This window comes from Pseudorhodobacter sp. W20_MBD10_FR17 (assembly GCF_052119765.1).
In the GTDB taxonomy this organism is placed as follows: Bacteria; Pseudomonadota; Alphaproteobacteria; order Rhodobacterales; family Rhodobacteraceae; genus Pseudorhodobacter.
This window is the reverse complement of sequence record NZ_JBGQOQ010000033.1, coordinates 1-14,675: the sequence shown is the minus strand read 5'-3', so window position 1 is coordinate 14,675 and position 14,675 is coordinate 1. Positions and strand designations below refer to the sequence as shown.

Below are 14,675 nucleotides of genomic sequence, written 5' to 3'. Positions count from 1 at the left end.
GCCATGACTGCCTCATACCGTTTTACCCATGCGATCACCCGCAAGCCAAGCATTAGCATCACGGGGGGGCTGCGCGCGGTAGATATTGGCACGCCCGATCTGGCCAAAATGCTGGCCCATCATGCCGATTACATCGCCGCCCTGCGCAGCACCGGCGCCGAGGTGGTGGAACTGGAGGCGCTAGAGGCGTTTCCAGATAGCGTTTTTGTCGAAGACACCGCCCTTTGCCTGCCCGAAGGGGCGATTGTGATGCGCCCCGGCGCGCCCAGCCGTCTGGGTGAGGCGGCAGCGATGGCCCCGCATTTGCGTGCGCTTTATGCCGATGTGCGCAAAATTTCGGGGGCGGAGAGCTTTATTGAGGGCGGCGATATTCTGACCACGGAAACCGAGGTTTTGGTTGGTCGTTCTGCGCGCACCAACGCCTCCGGGATTGTGGAGTTGACTGCCCTTATCACCGATTGGGGCCACCGCGTGCGCGAAGTGTTCACCCCGCCGGGCGTGCTGCATTTTAAAACCGATTGTTCGTTGCTGGACGGAGAGACCATTCTTGCCACCCAGCGGCTTGCGGCCTCGGGCTGTTTTGATGGCTACAGGGTGATCCAGACTGCCGAAGGCGAGGAGGCTTGCGCCAATACCATTCGCTTTAACGATTTGGTGATTATGCCCGCAGGCTTTCCCAAAACCCGCGATGTGCTGGGCAAGGCGGGCTTTAACGTGCGCGAGGTTGGCAATACCGAATGCGCCAAGCTTGACGGCGGGATGTCATGCCTAAGCGTGCGATTCACCCCGCGTGGTTGACCCAAGATACCTGTAAAACGCGGGGTTCGGTTTTGATTGCTTTCACAGCGATGCCCCTCGTTTTGCGGCGCAAGGCAGTGGCCCCGAAACCTGATGTCGTCATCCAGCCTACGGCCTTGAAAATTGTTACAATACTATATTGAAGGCAGTTGACGGCAGCTATACATTCGGCGCATTTACAGCGTCACTATGCTGCTGTGCAGAATGGCGTTATGCGCCCTATGCATGGCAGGATTGCGTTTATCGCAACATATGAAATCTGGCATATGGTCAGATAATCTGCGATTTCTGTTGAGTTTTTTCGAGAATCGAAGCTGGGAGCTCTTATGCCGGTCCAACCGCGCCTAAACGTCAAACTATCGCGCCGTGCCATTTTGGCCGGGGCAGGCGCTATGACTGTTCTGCAGTGCAGCACCAGCCTGTCTGGCTATGCTTTTGCGCAATCGGCACCCGAAACACCCCCCGAAACACCCATCGCACCAGCGCCCGAAATGCCATTTGATTTTGATTGGCTGACCGATGATGCGCGTGCGCGTGCAAGCCAGGCCCAAGTGCCTGCGACAAAGGTCAAAGGGTTCTTTACCGACTTTAATTATGACGACTATCAAGCGGTTCAGTTCAACCCAACCCAAGCGCGTTGGGCGGGGGCAGAATCGGGCATTCAGCTGAATGCCTTCCACCTTGGCTGGTTGTTTGCCGAACCAATCTCGTTGTTTGAAATCGACGGCGGTGTTGCGCGCCCGATGGTTTTTACCACGGATGATTTTCTCTATTATGACAGGGTCAAAGACCGCGTTCCGCCGCATGAGCCATTGCCCGGCGTTGCAGGGTTTCGCCTGAACGCGCCCTTGAACCGTGCTGACCTGTTTGATGAAGTTGTGGCCTTTTTGGGGGCCAGCTATTTCCGCGCTTTGGGACGTGGCAACAGTTATGGCCTGTCGGCCCGCGGTCTTGCCATCAATACCGGCCTTGGAAAACCGGAAGAGTTTCCGCGTTTTACAAAGTTCTGGATTGAAAAGCCGGTGCCGTTTGCCCGCAGCATTACGGTCTTTGCCGCCCTTGAAAGCGAGAATTGCACCGGCGCGTACCGCTTTGTGATTACCCCCGGCACCAATACCGAAATGGATGTCACTGCGCGCCTGTTCTTCCGGTCCGAGGTGGACCAAGTTGGTGTCGCCCCGCTGACATCGATGTTCTTGTTCTCGGAAAAGAACCGTGCCGATTTTGATGATTTCCGCCCGAATGTGCATGACAGCGATGGTCTGGTCATTCACCGCCGCGATGGCGATTCCATTTGGCGGCCGCTGAACAACCCTGTGCGGCTGTCCGAGTCTTGGTTCGTCGAAGAAAGCCCGCGGGCCTTTGGCTTGATGCAGCGTGATCGCGATTTTGACAATTTCCAAGACGCGGCTGCGCATTACGAAAGCCGGCCTTCGCTGTTGATCGAACCTGTGGGTGATTGGGGCCGTGGTGCTGTGCGCTTGGTTGAAATTCCAACACGCCAAGAGGTGAACGACAATATCGTCGCGTTCTGGGTGCCCGAAGAAAAGCCAATCGTCGGCGAGCTGCGCGAATTCCAATATCGCATGTATTGGGGCGCTTTGCCCGTAGACCACGCTGCCGATATCGCCTTTGTGCTTGAAACGCGCGCCGGTTTGGGTGGCGTCTCTGGGGCCGATACACCCGATGGGACGCGTAAGTTCGTTGTCGATTTTGCTGGTGGCCTGTTGGCCAATTTGCCTGCCGACACAGCACTTGAGCCTGTTGTTTCAGTCTCGGGCGGTACGATTGCTGTGCAAACGCTGTCAAAAATCGAAGGCCATAACATTTGGCGGCTTGTTATGGATGTGATGCCTGACTCTGGCGCGACCGTAGAAATGCGGGCGCATGTGGCTGGTTTTGGCCGCAAACTAACTGAAAACTGGTTCTATCAATGGGTGATTGCATGAATACGTCTATGCCAAATCTTTCTGCACATTCAGCCATGGTTGCGGTCGACCTTGAGGCCGTGCTGCCACCATATGCGCCGCTGGTGATGCCAAAGCAGAGCCTTTCGGCGGATGTGTCCATGTTCAGCTTTATGGCGGTTGCGCTGGCCCCATTGCTTGCGCTGCTGAAACCAAGCTTTCGGAGCGCAAACTAACCGATGCGTCAGGCCGCTACCTTGAACCGCTCTTTGTGGGCGCGGCTGTTCGCGGTCGTGGCAAGCCTGTTGGTCGCGGCTGCTGCGGGGATGGTCTTTGTTATCTATGGCTCGGCCGATGGCGTGTCGTGGATCGATCTGTTGCGCGCGGGCCTTATCGTGCTGTCAACGTGGTGGCTGGCATGGGGGGCGGTTACGGGGCTCTTGGGTTTGGTCGTGCGCAAGCCGCCGATGGTGCCTAGGGGCGAAGGGCCGATTACCGGCAAAACTGTTATCATTGTTCCGGTCTATAACGAAGACCCGTTGGCGACCTTTGCGCGCATCGCCGCAATGGATAGCTCGTTGCGCGCATGTGGCACGCTTGCCCAGATTGATTTTGCCATTCTGTCCGATACCCGTGACGATGTCATCGCCACACAAGAGCAGCAGTGGTTTGCCCGCCTCATTGCGCAGCAAAACAGCGAAGGCCGGATGTTCTATCGCCGCCGCGTCAAAAATACGGGGCGCAAAGCGGGCAATATCGAAGAGTTCATCACCACATCGGGCGGTGCTTGGGATTACGCCGTGATCCTTGATGCTGACAGCCTGATGGAAGGTGCCACGATTCTGGAGATGATCCGCCGGATTGAGGCTGATCCTGCCCTTGGCCTGTTGCAAACCTTGCCTAAGGTGGTGGATGCCAATTCGCTGTTTGGGCGTGCGATGCAATTTGCGGCAGCGTTCCATTCGCCCGCCTTTGCGCGCGGCCTTGCGGCGTTACAGGGGCGTTCGGGGCCGTTTTGGGGTCATAATGCCATCGTGCGTATTCCCGCTTGGGCCGAAAGCTGTGCTTTGCCGGAATTGTCCGGCCCGCCGCCCTTTGGCGGCCATATCCTAAGCCATGATTCCGTCGAGGCGGCCTTACTTGCGCGGGCGGGCTGGTTGGTTCGGTTGGATGATGATCTGGAAGGCTCTTTTGAAGGTGCACCCGAAAACATCCTCGACCACGCCAAACGCGATCGGCGCTGGTGCCAAGGCAATTTGCAGCACGCCAAAATCGTGGGTGCGCCCAATTTGCTGATTTGGAGCCGGTTTAGCCTGTTCCAAGGTATTTTTTCCTATATGGCACCGCTGATCTGGGTGGCTTTTATCGTCACTTCGATTGCCGCGATTCCAATGGCGGGCGAGCTGAACTATTTCCCCGAGGCCAACTGGCCTTTTCCGGTTTTTCCAAATGATGAGACCCAAAAAGCCATCGGTCTTGCGCTTGGCATTTTCGGGCTGTTGGTTATGCCCAAGTTTCTGGTGGGGTTGGATGCGGTTTTGACTGGCCGTGCCAAGGGGTTTGGTGGGGCAGCCCAAAGCTTGCGGTCGGTTTTGTCCGAGCTGGCCTTGTCATCACTGTTTGCCCCTGTGCTGCTGGCCTTTCAAACCCGCTCGGTCCTACAGGTCTTGCTGGGCCGCGATGGCGGTTGGCCGACGAACAACCGTGGCGATGGTAGCCTTAGCGGTGCCGAGGCTTGGGCCGCCGCCCGCTGGATCAGCCTTTGGGGCATTGGCGTATTGGCGGCCACACAATATTTGGCACCTGTGTTGACGCTTTGGCTTTTGCCTGTGGCGCTGCCGATGGCGATCGCGCCGTTCTTGATCTGGTGGACGTCTTGTAAAGCATCAGCGCAGCAATTCACCGTGCCTGCCGATCTGTCGCGCCCGGCCGTCCTTGTCCGATATGACGCCGTTCTGGCGGATTGGTCTATCGAAACGCCGGAGCAAGTGCTTGCCTAAACCTATCCATTCTCGCGATCACCGCATCGATATGCTGCGGGGCATCGCTTTGGTGATGATTTTCATCAACCACATCCCGGAAACGGCTTGGGAGCATTTTACCTCGCGCAATTTCGGGTTTTCCGATGCCGCCGAGGGGTTTGTCCTGATGTCTGGCATGGCGGCTGGGCTGGCCTATGGCGCGGCCTATTTGCGCGGTACGCCAAGTCTGGCGCAGATTGTCCGCCCGTGGCAGCGGGCCGTCACCCTGTGGTGGGTGCATTGCATCATCATCTTCAGTGTACTGGCGTTCTTTATTTTCCTGATCGATCAGCCCGGCATTCATAGCATGGCTTATGACCGTAATATCCTGTTTGCAGTCGAAGATCCGGCAAAGCTGTCTCTGGCAATGGCGACCCTTGGGCATCACTTTGCCTATGCCGATATTTTGCCGCTATATATCGTGCTGATGCTTGCCGCGCCGTTTTTGCTGTTTGTGTGCGCGCGCTGGCCCAACCGCGCCCTTTTGGGGTCGGTGTTGCTGTGGCTATGTGTCGGTGTGGTGAAACTGAAAATGCCAACCTGGCCGACCGACTATGGCTGGTCGTTCAATCCGATGGCATGGCAGTTGTTGTTTGTGGCAGGCATCCTGACTGGGTTTGCCCTGCGCCAAGGTCGGCGGTTTTTGCCGGCTAAGCGTTGGGCCGTGTGGCTGGCGATCGGTTATTTGGTGTTCGCCATGATCTGGACAAAGGTGCCCGTTGTCGCCGAACACGGCGGTCATACGCTTTGGCTGCTTTATGAATATGCGGGCGTTCCCAGCCTGTTTACCGCGTTTGACAAGTGTTTTGTGTCCTTGCCGCGTCTGCTGCATATTCTTGCCTTGGCTTATGTGCTTAGTGTGCTTCCGGTTGTCAAAACCATGTCGGCACATCCAATGGCGGCGCCCTTTAGCCTGCTCGGGCGCAACTCCTTGCCGGTTTTTGCCGTGGGGTCGGTGCTTGCCTATATTGGGCAGCTGACCAAAGCGTTGCAGCCGCCTTCGGCGGTGCTGGATGCTGTGCTGATTATATCGGGTCTTGCGGTGCTGTTCTTGGTGGCCCAGCTGCGCGAGATGCAGCGCCGGCCCAAGGCGGTATCGCACATGGGCCAAGCAAGCACTGCATAGGTTTGATTACACCAATTCGCCTGACGCTGTAACGCGGGTTTTGCCGCGCAAATAGGGGTGCAGAACCGCAGGCAGATCAACCGAGCCATCAGCCTGCTGCCCGTTTTCCAGCACCGCAATCAGGCACCGCCCAACCGCAAGGCCGGACCCGTTCAGCGTGTGCACAAACTCGGGCTTGCCGCCTGCGCTTGGTTTGTAACGGGCGTTCATACGGCGGGCTTGGAAATCGCCACAAACCGAAACCGAGCTGATCTCGCGGAAGGTATCTTGGCCCGGCAGCCACACCTCAAGGTCGTGGGTTTTGGTCGAGCCAAAGCCCATATCGCCGGTACATAGCACCATCACACGGTAGGGCAGCTCCAGCTTTTGCAAGATTGCCTCGGCGCAGCCGGTCATGCGGTCATGCTCGGCAAGGCTGGTCTCGGGGGTGGTGATGCTGACCATTTCCACTTTTTCAAACTGGTGTTGGCGCAGCATACCGCTGGTATCACGGCCTGCCGAACCTGCCTCAGAGCGGAAGCATTGGGTGTGGGCAGTCATGCGGATCGGCAGCGCAGATTCGTCCAGTGTGTCGCCTGCAACGGTGTTGGTCAGCGTGACCTCGGACGTGGGGATCAGCCACCAGCCGTTGGTGGTTTGATAGCTGTCCTCGGCAAATTTCGGCAGGTTTCCGGTGCCGAACATCGCCTCATCTTTTACCAGAACCGGTGTCCAGACCTCGTTAAGCCCGTGTTCTTCGATATGCGTATCCAGCATGAACTGGGCGAGGGCGCGGTGGATGCGGATCATAGCCCCGCGCAGTACCACGAAACGGCTGCCCGAAAGCTTGGCGGCGGTTGCGAAATCAAGGCCCGGAATGGCGGCTGGCAGTTGGTAATGTTCCAGCGGTTTGAAATCCAGCGCGCGGGGCGTGCCCCAGCGGCGCACTTCGACGTTGTCTTCCTCACCCTTGCCATAGGGAACTTGGGGCAGGGGGAGGTTATCAATGGCCATCAGCATATCGCGCAGGCGGGTATCTTCAACGCCGGCCTCTTCGTTCAGCGTCGCAATCTCGGCCTTTTTATCAGCGACAAGCGCGCGCAGGCGTTCAAATTCAGCGTCATTTCCGGCGGCCTTGGCAGCGCCGACCTGTTTCGAGGCGGCGTTCTGGGCCGCTGTCGCGGTTTCGGCGGCCAGAATCTTGGCGCGGCGGGCAGCGTCGATATCGAGGATTTGAGACGAGATCGGGGCCATGCCGCGCCGTGCAAGGGCTGCGTCAAAGGCTGCGGGGTTCTCTCGGATCGCTTTGATATCGTGCATTTTGGGCCTCATTTTTTGAATGGGATAGCTATGCCCGATTATGGGGACGAGGGAAACGGGGAAAATGGGGGCGTATAATCGCGTATACAGAGATTTCTAAGGGGGTGAGAGCACAGGAGATGGGGAAATGCGCGACTGGGCTACACATCTGCGCGAGGGGAGATTATATGGCGGTGGCGGGGTGGTATCGTTGCCTTGCGCAGGGCGCGTGTCGGTTATAGGGTGCGCGCGATAAAACAGGGGCTAATGGCCCGTATAGGGGCGTTTGCCCACCGACCGAGAGGAATTATTTGATGTTTGCTACTCCTGCTTTCGCGCAGACTGCTGGTGGTGCCATGGGCGCCGTAACCTCGCTGATGCCGTTGATCCTGATCTTTGCGATCATGTATTTCTTGTTGATCCGTCCACAGCAGAAAAAGCTGAAAGAGCATAAGGCGATGGTTGAGGCGCTGCGCCGTGGCGACCAAGTGCTGACCCAAGGTGGTATTGTTGGCAAAGTTGTCAAAGTTGCCGAAGACGGGATCGTTGAGGTCGAGATTGCCGAGGGCGTAAAGGTTAAAGTGGTCAAGCACACGATCGCGCAGGTTATGTCGAAGACCGAGCCAGCAGCGGCCTAACGTTAAGCCCGATCTGAGCCTGATTTGAGCCCGATTTAAGCCCGATTGTAAGAAAGCCCATCCTATGTTGCAGATACCGCTGTGGAAGCGCGTGATAATTGCGGGGCTCTGTGCCCTTGGAATTATCCTTGCTGTTCCAAACCTGTTTTATACCAAGGTTGAAACGCATAATGACGCCGTGGCAGCGGTGACGGCAGCAAAGGGTGTGGCGACCCCAGAGCAGACGGCGGCAGAGGCCGGTTGGCCTTCGTGGATGCCGTCTGGTTTGGTGAACTTGGGGCTGGATTTGCGCGGTGGTGCGCATCTGTTGGCCGAAGTTCAGGTGGAAGATGTATATGCGTCGCGCATTGATGCGATGTGGCCACTGGTGCGAGATGCGTTGCGCGATGTGCGCGACACGGCGGGCTCTGTGCGCCGTCAACCTTCAGTGCCGGGTGTGCTGCGGGTAGCGATTTCGAACCCTGCGGGCATGGATGCGGCCTTGACGGCGGTAAAGGCACTGGCGACACCTGTCGTGTCACTGACCGGCGTCGGGCAGAATGACATTGATGTAACGGCTGAAGGCGATGAAATCGTCGTGCAATTGTCCGAGGCCGAGCGGGTGGCGACGGATAGCCGGACTATCCAGCAATCGCTTGAGATTATTCGCCGGCGGGTGGATGCGGCGGGCACGCGTGAGCCGACCATCCAGCGCCAAGGCGAAGACCGGATTTTGATTGAGGTGCCGGGGATTGGGTCCGCAGCCGAGCTGAAAAAGCTGATCGGGACCACGGCCAAGCTAACATTCAATCCTGTGGTCGGACGTACGACCAATGCAGGGGCGGCCCCTGGTGCGCGCAACGTGCTGTTGCCCTCGCAGAATGAGCCGGGAGAGTATTATATTGTCGAGCAGACGCCTGTTGTGACGGGTGAAGACCTGACCGATGCGCAGCCTGCATTTGACCAAAACAACCGCCCTGCGGTCAGCTTCCGGTTCAACCCTGCGGGCGGGCGCTTGTTTGGCGATTATACCGCCAATAACATCGGCAGCCCGTTTGCGATTGTCTTGGACAATCAGGTGATCTCGGCGCCGACAATCCAAAGCCATATCGCGGGCGGCTCGGGGATTATTACAGGCAGTTTCAGCGTTGAGGAAAGCACCAATCTTGCGCTTTTGCTGCGGGCCGGGGCTTTGCCTGCCGAGATGAACTTTCTAGAAGAACGCACGGTCGGGCCACAGTTGGGCCAAGACAGTATTGACGCGGGTAAAGTGGCGGCGGTGATCGCGATTGTGATTGTCGGCCTTTATATGTTTGCGTCCTATGGTCTGTTCGGCATGTTTGCCAACGTAGCGCTGGCCATTAACATCGCGCTGATCTTTGCGATTTTGACGCTGATCGGCGGCACGCTGACGCTGCCGGGGATCGCGGGGATTGTGCTGACAATCGGTATGGCGGTGGATGCCAACGTGCTGGTGTATGAGCGTATTCGAGAAGAGTTGAAAACCGCCAAAGGGCCCGCACGGGCGATTGAAATCGGCTATGAGCGGGCGATGTCGGCGATTATCGATGCGAACGTGACCACGTTGATCACGGCTGCGGCGCTGTTCTTTTTCGGGGCAGGGCCGGTGCGTGGCTTTGCCGTGGTTTTGGGCGTCGGCATCATCACTTCCGTTTTCAGCGCGATCTTTGTGACGCGTTTGTTGATCTCGATTTGGTTCGGCTGGCGCCGACCAAAGACTATTGAATTGTAAGGAGAGCTGAAAATGGCATGGCGTTTAAGGCTCGTTCCAGATGTCACTAACTTTAACTTTTTTCGCTGGCAGTGGTTTACCTTTGGCGGCTCTATCGGGCTGATGGTGGTGGCGCTTGTCGCTTGGGCGTTTATGGGGCTGAACTTTGGGATTGATTTCAAAGGCGGCACCACATTGCGCACCGAAAGCACTATGGCGGTTGATGTCGGCGCGTACCGGCAGGCGCTGAATGCGCTGGACGTTGGCGATGTGTCGATCACCGAGGTGTTCGATCCATCGTTCCGCGACGACCAACATGTCGCGCAAATTCGGCTTGGCGCACAGGATGGCTATGAGGCGGTGACGCCCGAGACGTTGGAGAGTGTGCAATCGGCTTTGGTGGCGTTGGACCCCGCGCTAAAGGTGGTGTCCGTGGAATCGGTGGGGCCAAAAGTTTCGGCCGAACTGGTCTGGACGTCGATCTATGCGATTGTGGCGACCAGCATCGGGGTGCTGATCTATATATGGCTGCGGTTTGAATGGCAGTTTGCGCTTGGTGGCGTGCTTGCGCTTTTGCATGATATGCTGATTACGATCGGTATTTTCGCAGTGTTCCAGTGGAAGTTTGACTTGACCATCGTGGCGGCTTTGCTAACGATTTTGGGTTATTCGATCAACGATACCGTGGTGGTGTTTGACCGTTTGCGCGAAAACTTGGTGAAATACAAAACCATGCCGTTGCGTGAGGTTATGAACCTGTCGGTGAATGAAACCTTAAGCCGGACGATTATGACATCGGGAACGACCTTGATGGCACTGGGGGCGATGCTGATCTGGGGTGGCGATGTTATTCGTGGCTTTAGTTTGGCGATTTTCATCGGGGTGATCTTGGGGACGTATTCGTCGGTTTATGTGGCCAAGAACATCGTTTTGATCATCGGGTTGGACCGTTCGGAAAAACCAAAAGGCGGCAAAGGTACGCCTACGGAATATGCCAATATTGATGCCTGAGGGGGTCTGATGCGCCTGACCGAAGTGACTTATGATAACGCCCAGCCCATAGACAGCTATGGGCCGGGATTTTTTCGGATCGCTGGCAAAGTGATCCACGGGCCGGTGTTGGTGACGCCTTGGGATGCAGGGCCTTGGGGCGGGCTGGATGATACCGCCGCCCCTTTGGCCTTGATCGGCAAGATTGACGTGCTGTTTGTTGGCATGGGGACCGAAATTGCCCATATCTCGCCTGCGTTTCGCGCGGCGTTAGAGGCGGCAGGCATCGGGGTAGAGGTGATGAACTCGCCCGCTGCGGCACGGACCTATAACGTGTTGCTCTCCGAAGGGCGCCGGATCGCGGCAGCCTTGATGCCGATTTCGTGACTGTTAAAGTTTGGCGTCATTTTTCTGTTAAATTCCCCGCAATCACGGCTTGCTGTGCCTTAAATGCAGGCGCATGATTGCGGCAACTTGGGATGGGCTGGTTGACAGCCCCAACCTGCAACACCAGATATGATGACTAAATAGGGGAAAGCCGATTGCTGCCGGGAACTTGGGGCATGGCTTTCTTGCCAGAGAGGAAATGAGATGAGCGACGTGAAATCCAACAGCTACCCCGTATTGCCGCTGCGCGATATTGTAGTGTTTCCGCATATGATTGTGCCGCTGTTTGTGGGCCGTGAAAAATCGGTTCGCGCGCTGGAAGAGGTGATGGCCGATGACCGCCAGATCCTGCTGTCGAGCCAGATGGACCCAACCGTTGACGACCCCGAATCCGACGGTATTTACCGCGCGGGCGTGTTGGCCAATGTGCTGCAATTGCTAAAGCTGCCCGACGGCACTGTGAAAGTGTTGGTTGAGGGCAAGTCCCGCGTGCGCATCACTAAGTTTATTGAAAATGATCGGTTCTTTGAGGCCGAGGCCGAGCCGCTGACCGAACTGCCCGGCGATGAAGCCACGGTAAGCGCATTGGTGCGCGCTGTCGCCGATGAGTTTGAGCGCTACGCCAAAATCAAGAAAAACATCCCCGAAGAAGCACTTTCGGCGGTGGCCGACACGCGTGAGCCGTCGCGCCTTGCCGATTTGGCCTCGGGGCATCTGGGGATTGAGGTGGCGGATAAGCAAGCGCTGCTGGAAACGCTGGATGTCGGCCTGCGGCTGGAAAAAGTTTACGGCCATATGCAAGGCGAGATGAGCGTTTTGCAGGTTGAGAAAAAGATCAAGACCCGCGTGAAATCTCAGATGGAGCGCACCCAGCGCGAGTATTATTTGAATGAGCAGATGAAGGCCATTCAGAAAGAGCTGGGCGATGGCGAAGACGGCCAGAATGAGGTCGCTGAGTTGGAGGCCCGCATTGCAAAGACCGCGCTGTCGAAAGAAGCACGCGAAAAGGCGGATTCCGAGGTTAAAAAGCTAAAGAATATGAGCCCGATGAGCGCCGAGGCGACTGTTGTGCGCAACTACCTTGATTGGTTGCTGGGCGTTCCTTGGGGCACCAAAAGTCGTGTGAAAAAGGATCTAGCCAAGGCGCAAGCTGTGCTGGATGCCGATCACCACGGGCTGGAAAAGGTTAAAGAACGGATCGTCGAGTATCTGGCGGTTCAGGCCCGGTCGGCCAAGTTGAAAGGCCCGATCTTGTGCCTTGTCGGCCCTCCGGGGGTTGGCAAAACGTCTTTGGGGCGGTCTGTTGCTAAGGCGACAGGGCGTGAGTTTATTCGTATTTCCCTTGGCGGTGTGCGTGATGAGAGCGAGATTCGCGGCCACCGGCGGACCTATATCGGGTCGATGCCCGGTAAGATCATTCAGGCGTTGAAAAAGGCAAAAACCACCAACCCGTTGATTTTGCTCGATGAGATCGACAAAATGGGGCAGGATTTCCGGGGCGATCCGGCGTCTGCGATGTTGGAGGTCTTGGACCCCGAACAAAACGCCAGCTTTACCGACCACTATCTTGAGGTCGAATATGACCTGTCGAACGTGATGTTTTTGACCACGGCGAACAGCTATAACATGCCGTCGCCCCTGTTGGACCGGATGGAGATTATTCCTCTGTCGGGCTATACCGAGGATGAAAAGCGCGAGATTGCCAAACAGCATTTGATCCCCAAACAGGTTAAAAACCACGCCTTGAAAAAGGGGGAGTTCTCGATCGCTGATGATGCGCTGCTAGAGGTCATTCGCACCTATACGCGCGAAGCGGGCGTGCGTAACCTTGAGCGTGAGCTGGCAAAGCTGGCGCGTAAGGCCGTGACCGAGATCGTGAAGGGCAAGACCAAAGAGGTGAAGGTGACGATTGAGGGGCTGGAAGGCTTCCTTGGTGTCAAACGGCATCGCTATGGCTTGGCCGAGGCCGAGGATCAGATTGGTGTGGTTACCGGATTGGCGTGGACATCAGTTGGTGGTGAGCTGCTGCCGATTGAGGCGCTGCGCCTGCCGGGCAAAGGCCGGATGAAAACTACGGGCAAGCTGGGCGATGTGATGAAAGAGTCGATAGACGCGGCCAGCAGCTATGTCCGCTCGATCAGCCCTGAAATCGGAATCAAACCGCCAAAGTTTGAGGCGATTGATATTCACGTCCACGTGCCCGATGGGGCGACGCCCAAGGATGGGCCGAGTGCCGGTTTGGCAATGGTGACATCGATTGTGTCTGTGCTGACGCAGATTCCGGTGCGTAAGGATATCGCGATGACGGGTGAGGTTTCCTTGCGCGGCAATGCGATGCCAATTGGTGGCTTGAAAGAAAAGCTTCTGGCGGCGCTGCGCGGTGGGATTAAGACGGTTCTTATTCCGCAAGAGAATGAGAAGGATCTGTCCGAGATTCCGGATAATGTGAAGGAAGGCCTGACGATTATTCCCGTAAGCCATGTGCGCGAGGTTCTAAAGCACGCGCTGGTCCGCCAGCCCGAGCCGATTGAGTGGGACGAGGCCGCAGAAGAAGCGGCTGCGGCGGCGCAAAAGGCGGTTGCCGCTGCGGCGTCACAGGCCACAGCGCATTAAAACGCATAACGTTTAGGCAATTGTCATATTAAAACTTTGAAAGGCGCGCTGTGATCAGCGCGCCTTTTGCATATGGGCAAGCTGTCAAAATCCACCGTTTCCAAATGCGGCAAAGCGGGTTACTTTGTTTCCATATCAGGAATAAAACCCAGCAGGAGCTATAATGCCCACATCCAATATCACGGCAAAAGCAAAATCTGCCACGACAGCCAGCACCCCGTCTAAATCGGCCCCTAAAACACGGGGCAGCATTCCAGCGCCGACCATTCCGGCGGCTGAGGTTATCGTTCCGAAAGTGTCAGTGATCGAAACAGCACCCGCATTGGCCCCCACGGTGGCCGCAGCTGCGGCACAGCAGGGGGGCAACGGCCAAAACAACATGCTGAAAAAGCAGATGCTGGTCGAACGGATCGTCAAAGCCTCGGGAGCGAAGAAAAAGGATGTGAAGCTGATTGTCGAGGCCACCTTGGGGGTGCTTGGCGATGCGCTGTCATCGGGCGAAGAGCTGAATCTGCCACCTTTGGGCAAGCTGAAAGTGAATCGGCAGCGCACCGAGGGCAATGTCGAAGTGCTGATTCTGAAGCTGCGCCGCGGTGGGGGCCAGGCTGGCGGCGGCACTGCAGCCCCCATAGATTCGGATGATGATGGGGATGATGACTGAACAGGTGATTTGCACCGAGTCGGAGGGACGAGCGCGATAGCTCTCTTTTCCCGCAAGGCTTTTGGTCGATATGTTGATGACGCCCGCAAATTTGCGGGCGTTTTGCGTTGATAAGACGTTTTTGGGGCAAGTAAGGTAAACGCCGCCCCACGCAATTCCGTCTGTGCAAAAATGCACACAAAGGGTGTTTTGCATGTTTTTGACGGGTGCTCACAGTGTTCGTGAGGCATTGAAATATACTGTTTGGTCAAAAAAACACCGTTTTCCAGAATGAATTGCACATCGGACAGCGGGATTGAAATAGTTTCACTAACCCATTGCGTGAAGCTGAAAATTTCCGTGATCAGAGGTGAGTAGACTGTGATTTGAAACTTGGCGTGGCAAAGCGCATCTCTGCTTCACCGGACCAAACAACGGGTCCTGCAAAACAAACCTGATAAGGAACACATGATGAAACGTATTATTCTCGCCTCGTTGATCGCCCTGACAACTGTTGGTGCCGCATCCGCCATGACTGCGCCGACCAACCTGTCTTCGACAGTGAA

12 protein-coding genes are annotated in these 14,675 nt (G+C 56.6%); 11 read left to right on the top strand and 1 reads right to left on the bottom strand.

What is annotated here, in order from left to right:
- The first annotated feature begins 3 nt into the window (after nucleotides 1-3).
- The 5 genes from ACEN2J_RS17210 (at nucleotide 4) to ACEN2J_RS17190 (ending at nucleotide 5,852) form a co-directional block, all read left to right on the top strand.
- Entirely contained in the window at nucleotides 4-798 is a 795-nt protein-coding gene (locus tag ACEN2J_RS17210; RefSeq protein ID WP_442107437.1) for a dimethylarginine dimethylaminohydrolase family protein, read from the top strand.
- A gap of 326 nt (nucleotides 799-1,124) precedes the next feature.
- Nucleotides 1,125-2,747 carry a glucan biosynthesis protein gene (locus ACEN2J_RS17205; RefSeq protein ID WP_442107435.1) on the top strand — a complete coding sequence of 541 codons (1,623 nt, stop codon included), beginning with the start codon at nucleotides 1,125-1,127 and terminating at the stop codon, nucleotides 2,745-2,747.
- Nucleotides 2,748-2,755: 8 nt separating this feature from the next.
- Complete coding sequence (locus tag ACEN2J_RS17200) at nucleotides 2,756-2,941, top strand: hypothetical protein (protein ID WP_442107433.1); 186 nt, start codon at nucleotides 2,756-2,758, stop codon at nucleotides 2,939-2,941.
- A 3-nt stretch (nucleotides 2,942-2,944) separates the two neighbouring features.
- Nucleotides 2,945-4,705, top strand: a complete 1,761-nt coding sequence (gene mdoH / locus ACEN2J_RS17195; protein WP_442107431.1) for a glucans biosynthesis glucosyltransferase MdoH — start codon at nucleotides 2,945-2,947, stop codon at nucleotides 4,703-4,705.
- Nucleotides 4,698-5,852 carry an OpgC family protein gene (locus ACEN2J_RS17190; RefSeq protein WP_442107429.1) on the top strand — a complete coding sequence of 385 codons (1,155 nt, stop codon included), beginning with the start codon at nucleotides 4,698-4,700 and terminating at the stop codon, nucleotides 5,850-5,852. The genes mdoH and ACEN2J_RS17190 overlap by 8 nt, the downstream gene beginning before the upstream one ends.
- Before the next feature lie 6 nt (nucleotides 5,853-5,858).
- Here ACEN2J_RS17190 and serS read toward each other — a convergent pair whose 3' ends face one another.
- Complete coding sequence (gene serS / locus ACEN2J_RS17185) at nucleotides 5,859-7,151, bottom strand: serine--tRNA ligase (RefSeq protein WP_442107427.1); 1,293 nt, start codon at nucleotides 7,149-7,151, stop codon at nucleotides 5,859-5,861.
- Nucleotides 7,152-7,444: 293 nt separating this feature from the next.
- Here serS and yajC point away from each other — a divergent pair, with 293 nt between their 5' ends.
- The 6 genes from yajC to ACEN2J_RS17155 all read left to right on the top strand — a co-directional run bounded on the left by yajC (nucleotide 7,445) and on the right by ACEN2J_RS17155 (nucleotide 14,130).
- Nucleotides 7,445-7,768 (top strand): preprotein translocase subunit YajC, encoded by a 324-nt coding sequence (gene yajC, locus ACEN2J_RS17180; RefSeq protein WP_442107425.1) that lies wholly within the window; start codon nucleotides 7,445-7,447, stop codon nucleotides 7,766-7,768.
- A 64-nt stretch (nucleotides 7,769-7,832) separates the two neighbouring features.
- Complete coding sequence (gene secD / locus ACEN2J_RS17175; RefSeq protein WP_442107423.1) at nucleotides 7,833-9,500, top strand: protein translocase subunit SecD; 1,668 nt, start codon at nucleotides 7,833-7,835, stop codon at nucleotides 9,498-9,500.
- A gap of 12 nt (nucleotides 9,501-9,512) precedes the next feature.
- The gene (secF, locus tag ACEN2J_RS17170; protein ID WP_442107421.1) at nucleotides 9,513-10,490 is read left to right on the top strand and encodes a protein translocase subunit SecF; all 978 of its coding nucleotides are present in this window, start codon (nucleotides 9,513-9,515) and stop codon (nucleotides 10,488-10,490) included.
- A gap of 9 nt (nucleotides 10,491-10,499) precedes the next feature.
- Entirely contained in the window at nucleotides 10,500-10,856 is a 357-nt protein-coding gene (locus tag ACEN2J_RS17165) for an Mth938-like domain-containing protein (protein WP_442107419.1), read from the top strand.
- A 204-nt stretch (nucleotides 10,857-11,060) separates the two neighbouring features.
- Entirely contained in the window at nucleotides 11,061-13,469 is a 2,409-nt protein-coding gene (gene lon / locus ACEN2J_RS17160) for an endopeptidase La (RefSeq protein WP_442107417.1), read from the top strand.
- A 163-nt stretch (nucleotides 13,470-13,632) separates the two neighbouring features.
- Complete coding sequence (locus ACEN2J_RS17155) at nucleotides 13,633-14,130, top strand: HU family DNA-binding protein (protein ID WP_442107415.1); 498 nt, start codon at nucleotides 13,633-13,635, stop codon at nucleotides 14,128-14,130.
- Nucleotides 14,131-14,675 lie beyond the last annotated feature (545 nt).

Bases quoted from the DNA above. Each gene is read 5' to 3' on its own strand.
- ACEN2J_RS17205 (WP_442107435.1), top strand. From the start codon at position 1,125: ATGCCGGTCCAACCGCGCCTAAACGTCAAACTATCGCGCCGTGCCATT.
- ACEN2J_RS17200 (WP_442107433.1), top strand. From the start codon at position 2,756: ATGCCAAATCTTTCTGCACATTCAGCCATGGTTGCGGTCGACCTTGAG.
- lon (WP_442107417.1), top strand. From the start codon at position 11,061: ATGAGCGACGTGAAATCCAACAGCTACCCCGTATTGCCGCTGCGCGAT.
- yajC (WP_442107425.1), top strand. From the start codon at position 7,445: ATGTTTGCTACTCCTGCTTTCGCGCAGACTGCTGGTGGTGCCATGGGC.
- ACEN2J_RS17155 (WP_442107415.1), top strand. From the start codon at position 13,633: ATGCCCACATCCAATATCACGGCAAAAGCAAAATCTGCCACGACAGCC.
- secF (WP_442107421.1), top strand. From the start codon at position 9,513: ATGGCATGGCGTTTAAGGCTCGTTCCAGATGTCACTAACTTTAACTTT.
- mdoH (WP_442107431.1), top strand. From the start codon at position 2,945: ATGCGTCAGGCCGCTACCTTGAACCGCTCTTTGTGGGCGCGGCTGTTC.
- secD (WP_442107423.1), top strand. From the start codon at position 7,833: ATGTTGCAGATACCGCTGTGGAAGCGCGTGATAATTGCGGGGCTCTGT.
- ACEN2J_RS17165 (WP_442107419.1), top strand. From the start codon at position 10,500: ATGCGCCTGACCGAAGTGACTTATGATAACGCCCAGCCCATAGACAGC.
- ACEN2J_RS17210 (WP_442107437.1), top strand. From the start codon at position 4: ATGACTGCCTCATACCGTTTTACCCATGCGATCACCCGCAAGCCAAGC.
- serS (WP_442107427.1), bottom strand. From the start codon at position 7,151: ATGCACGATATCAAAGCGATCCGAGAGAACCCCGCAGCCTTTGACGCA.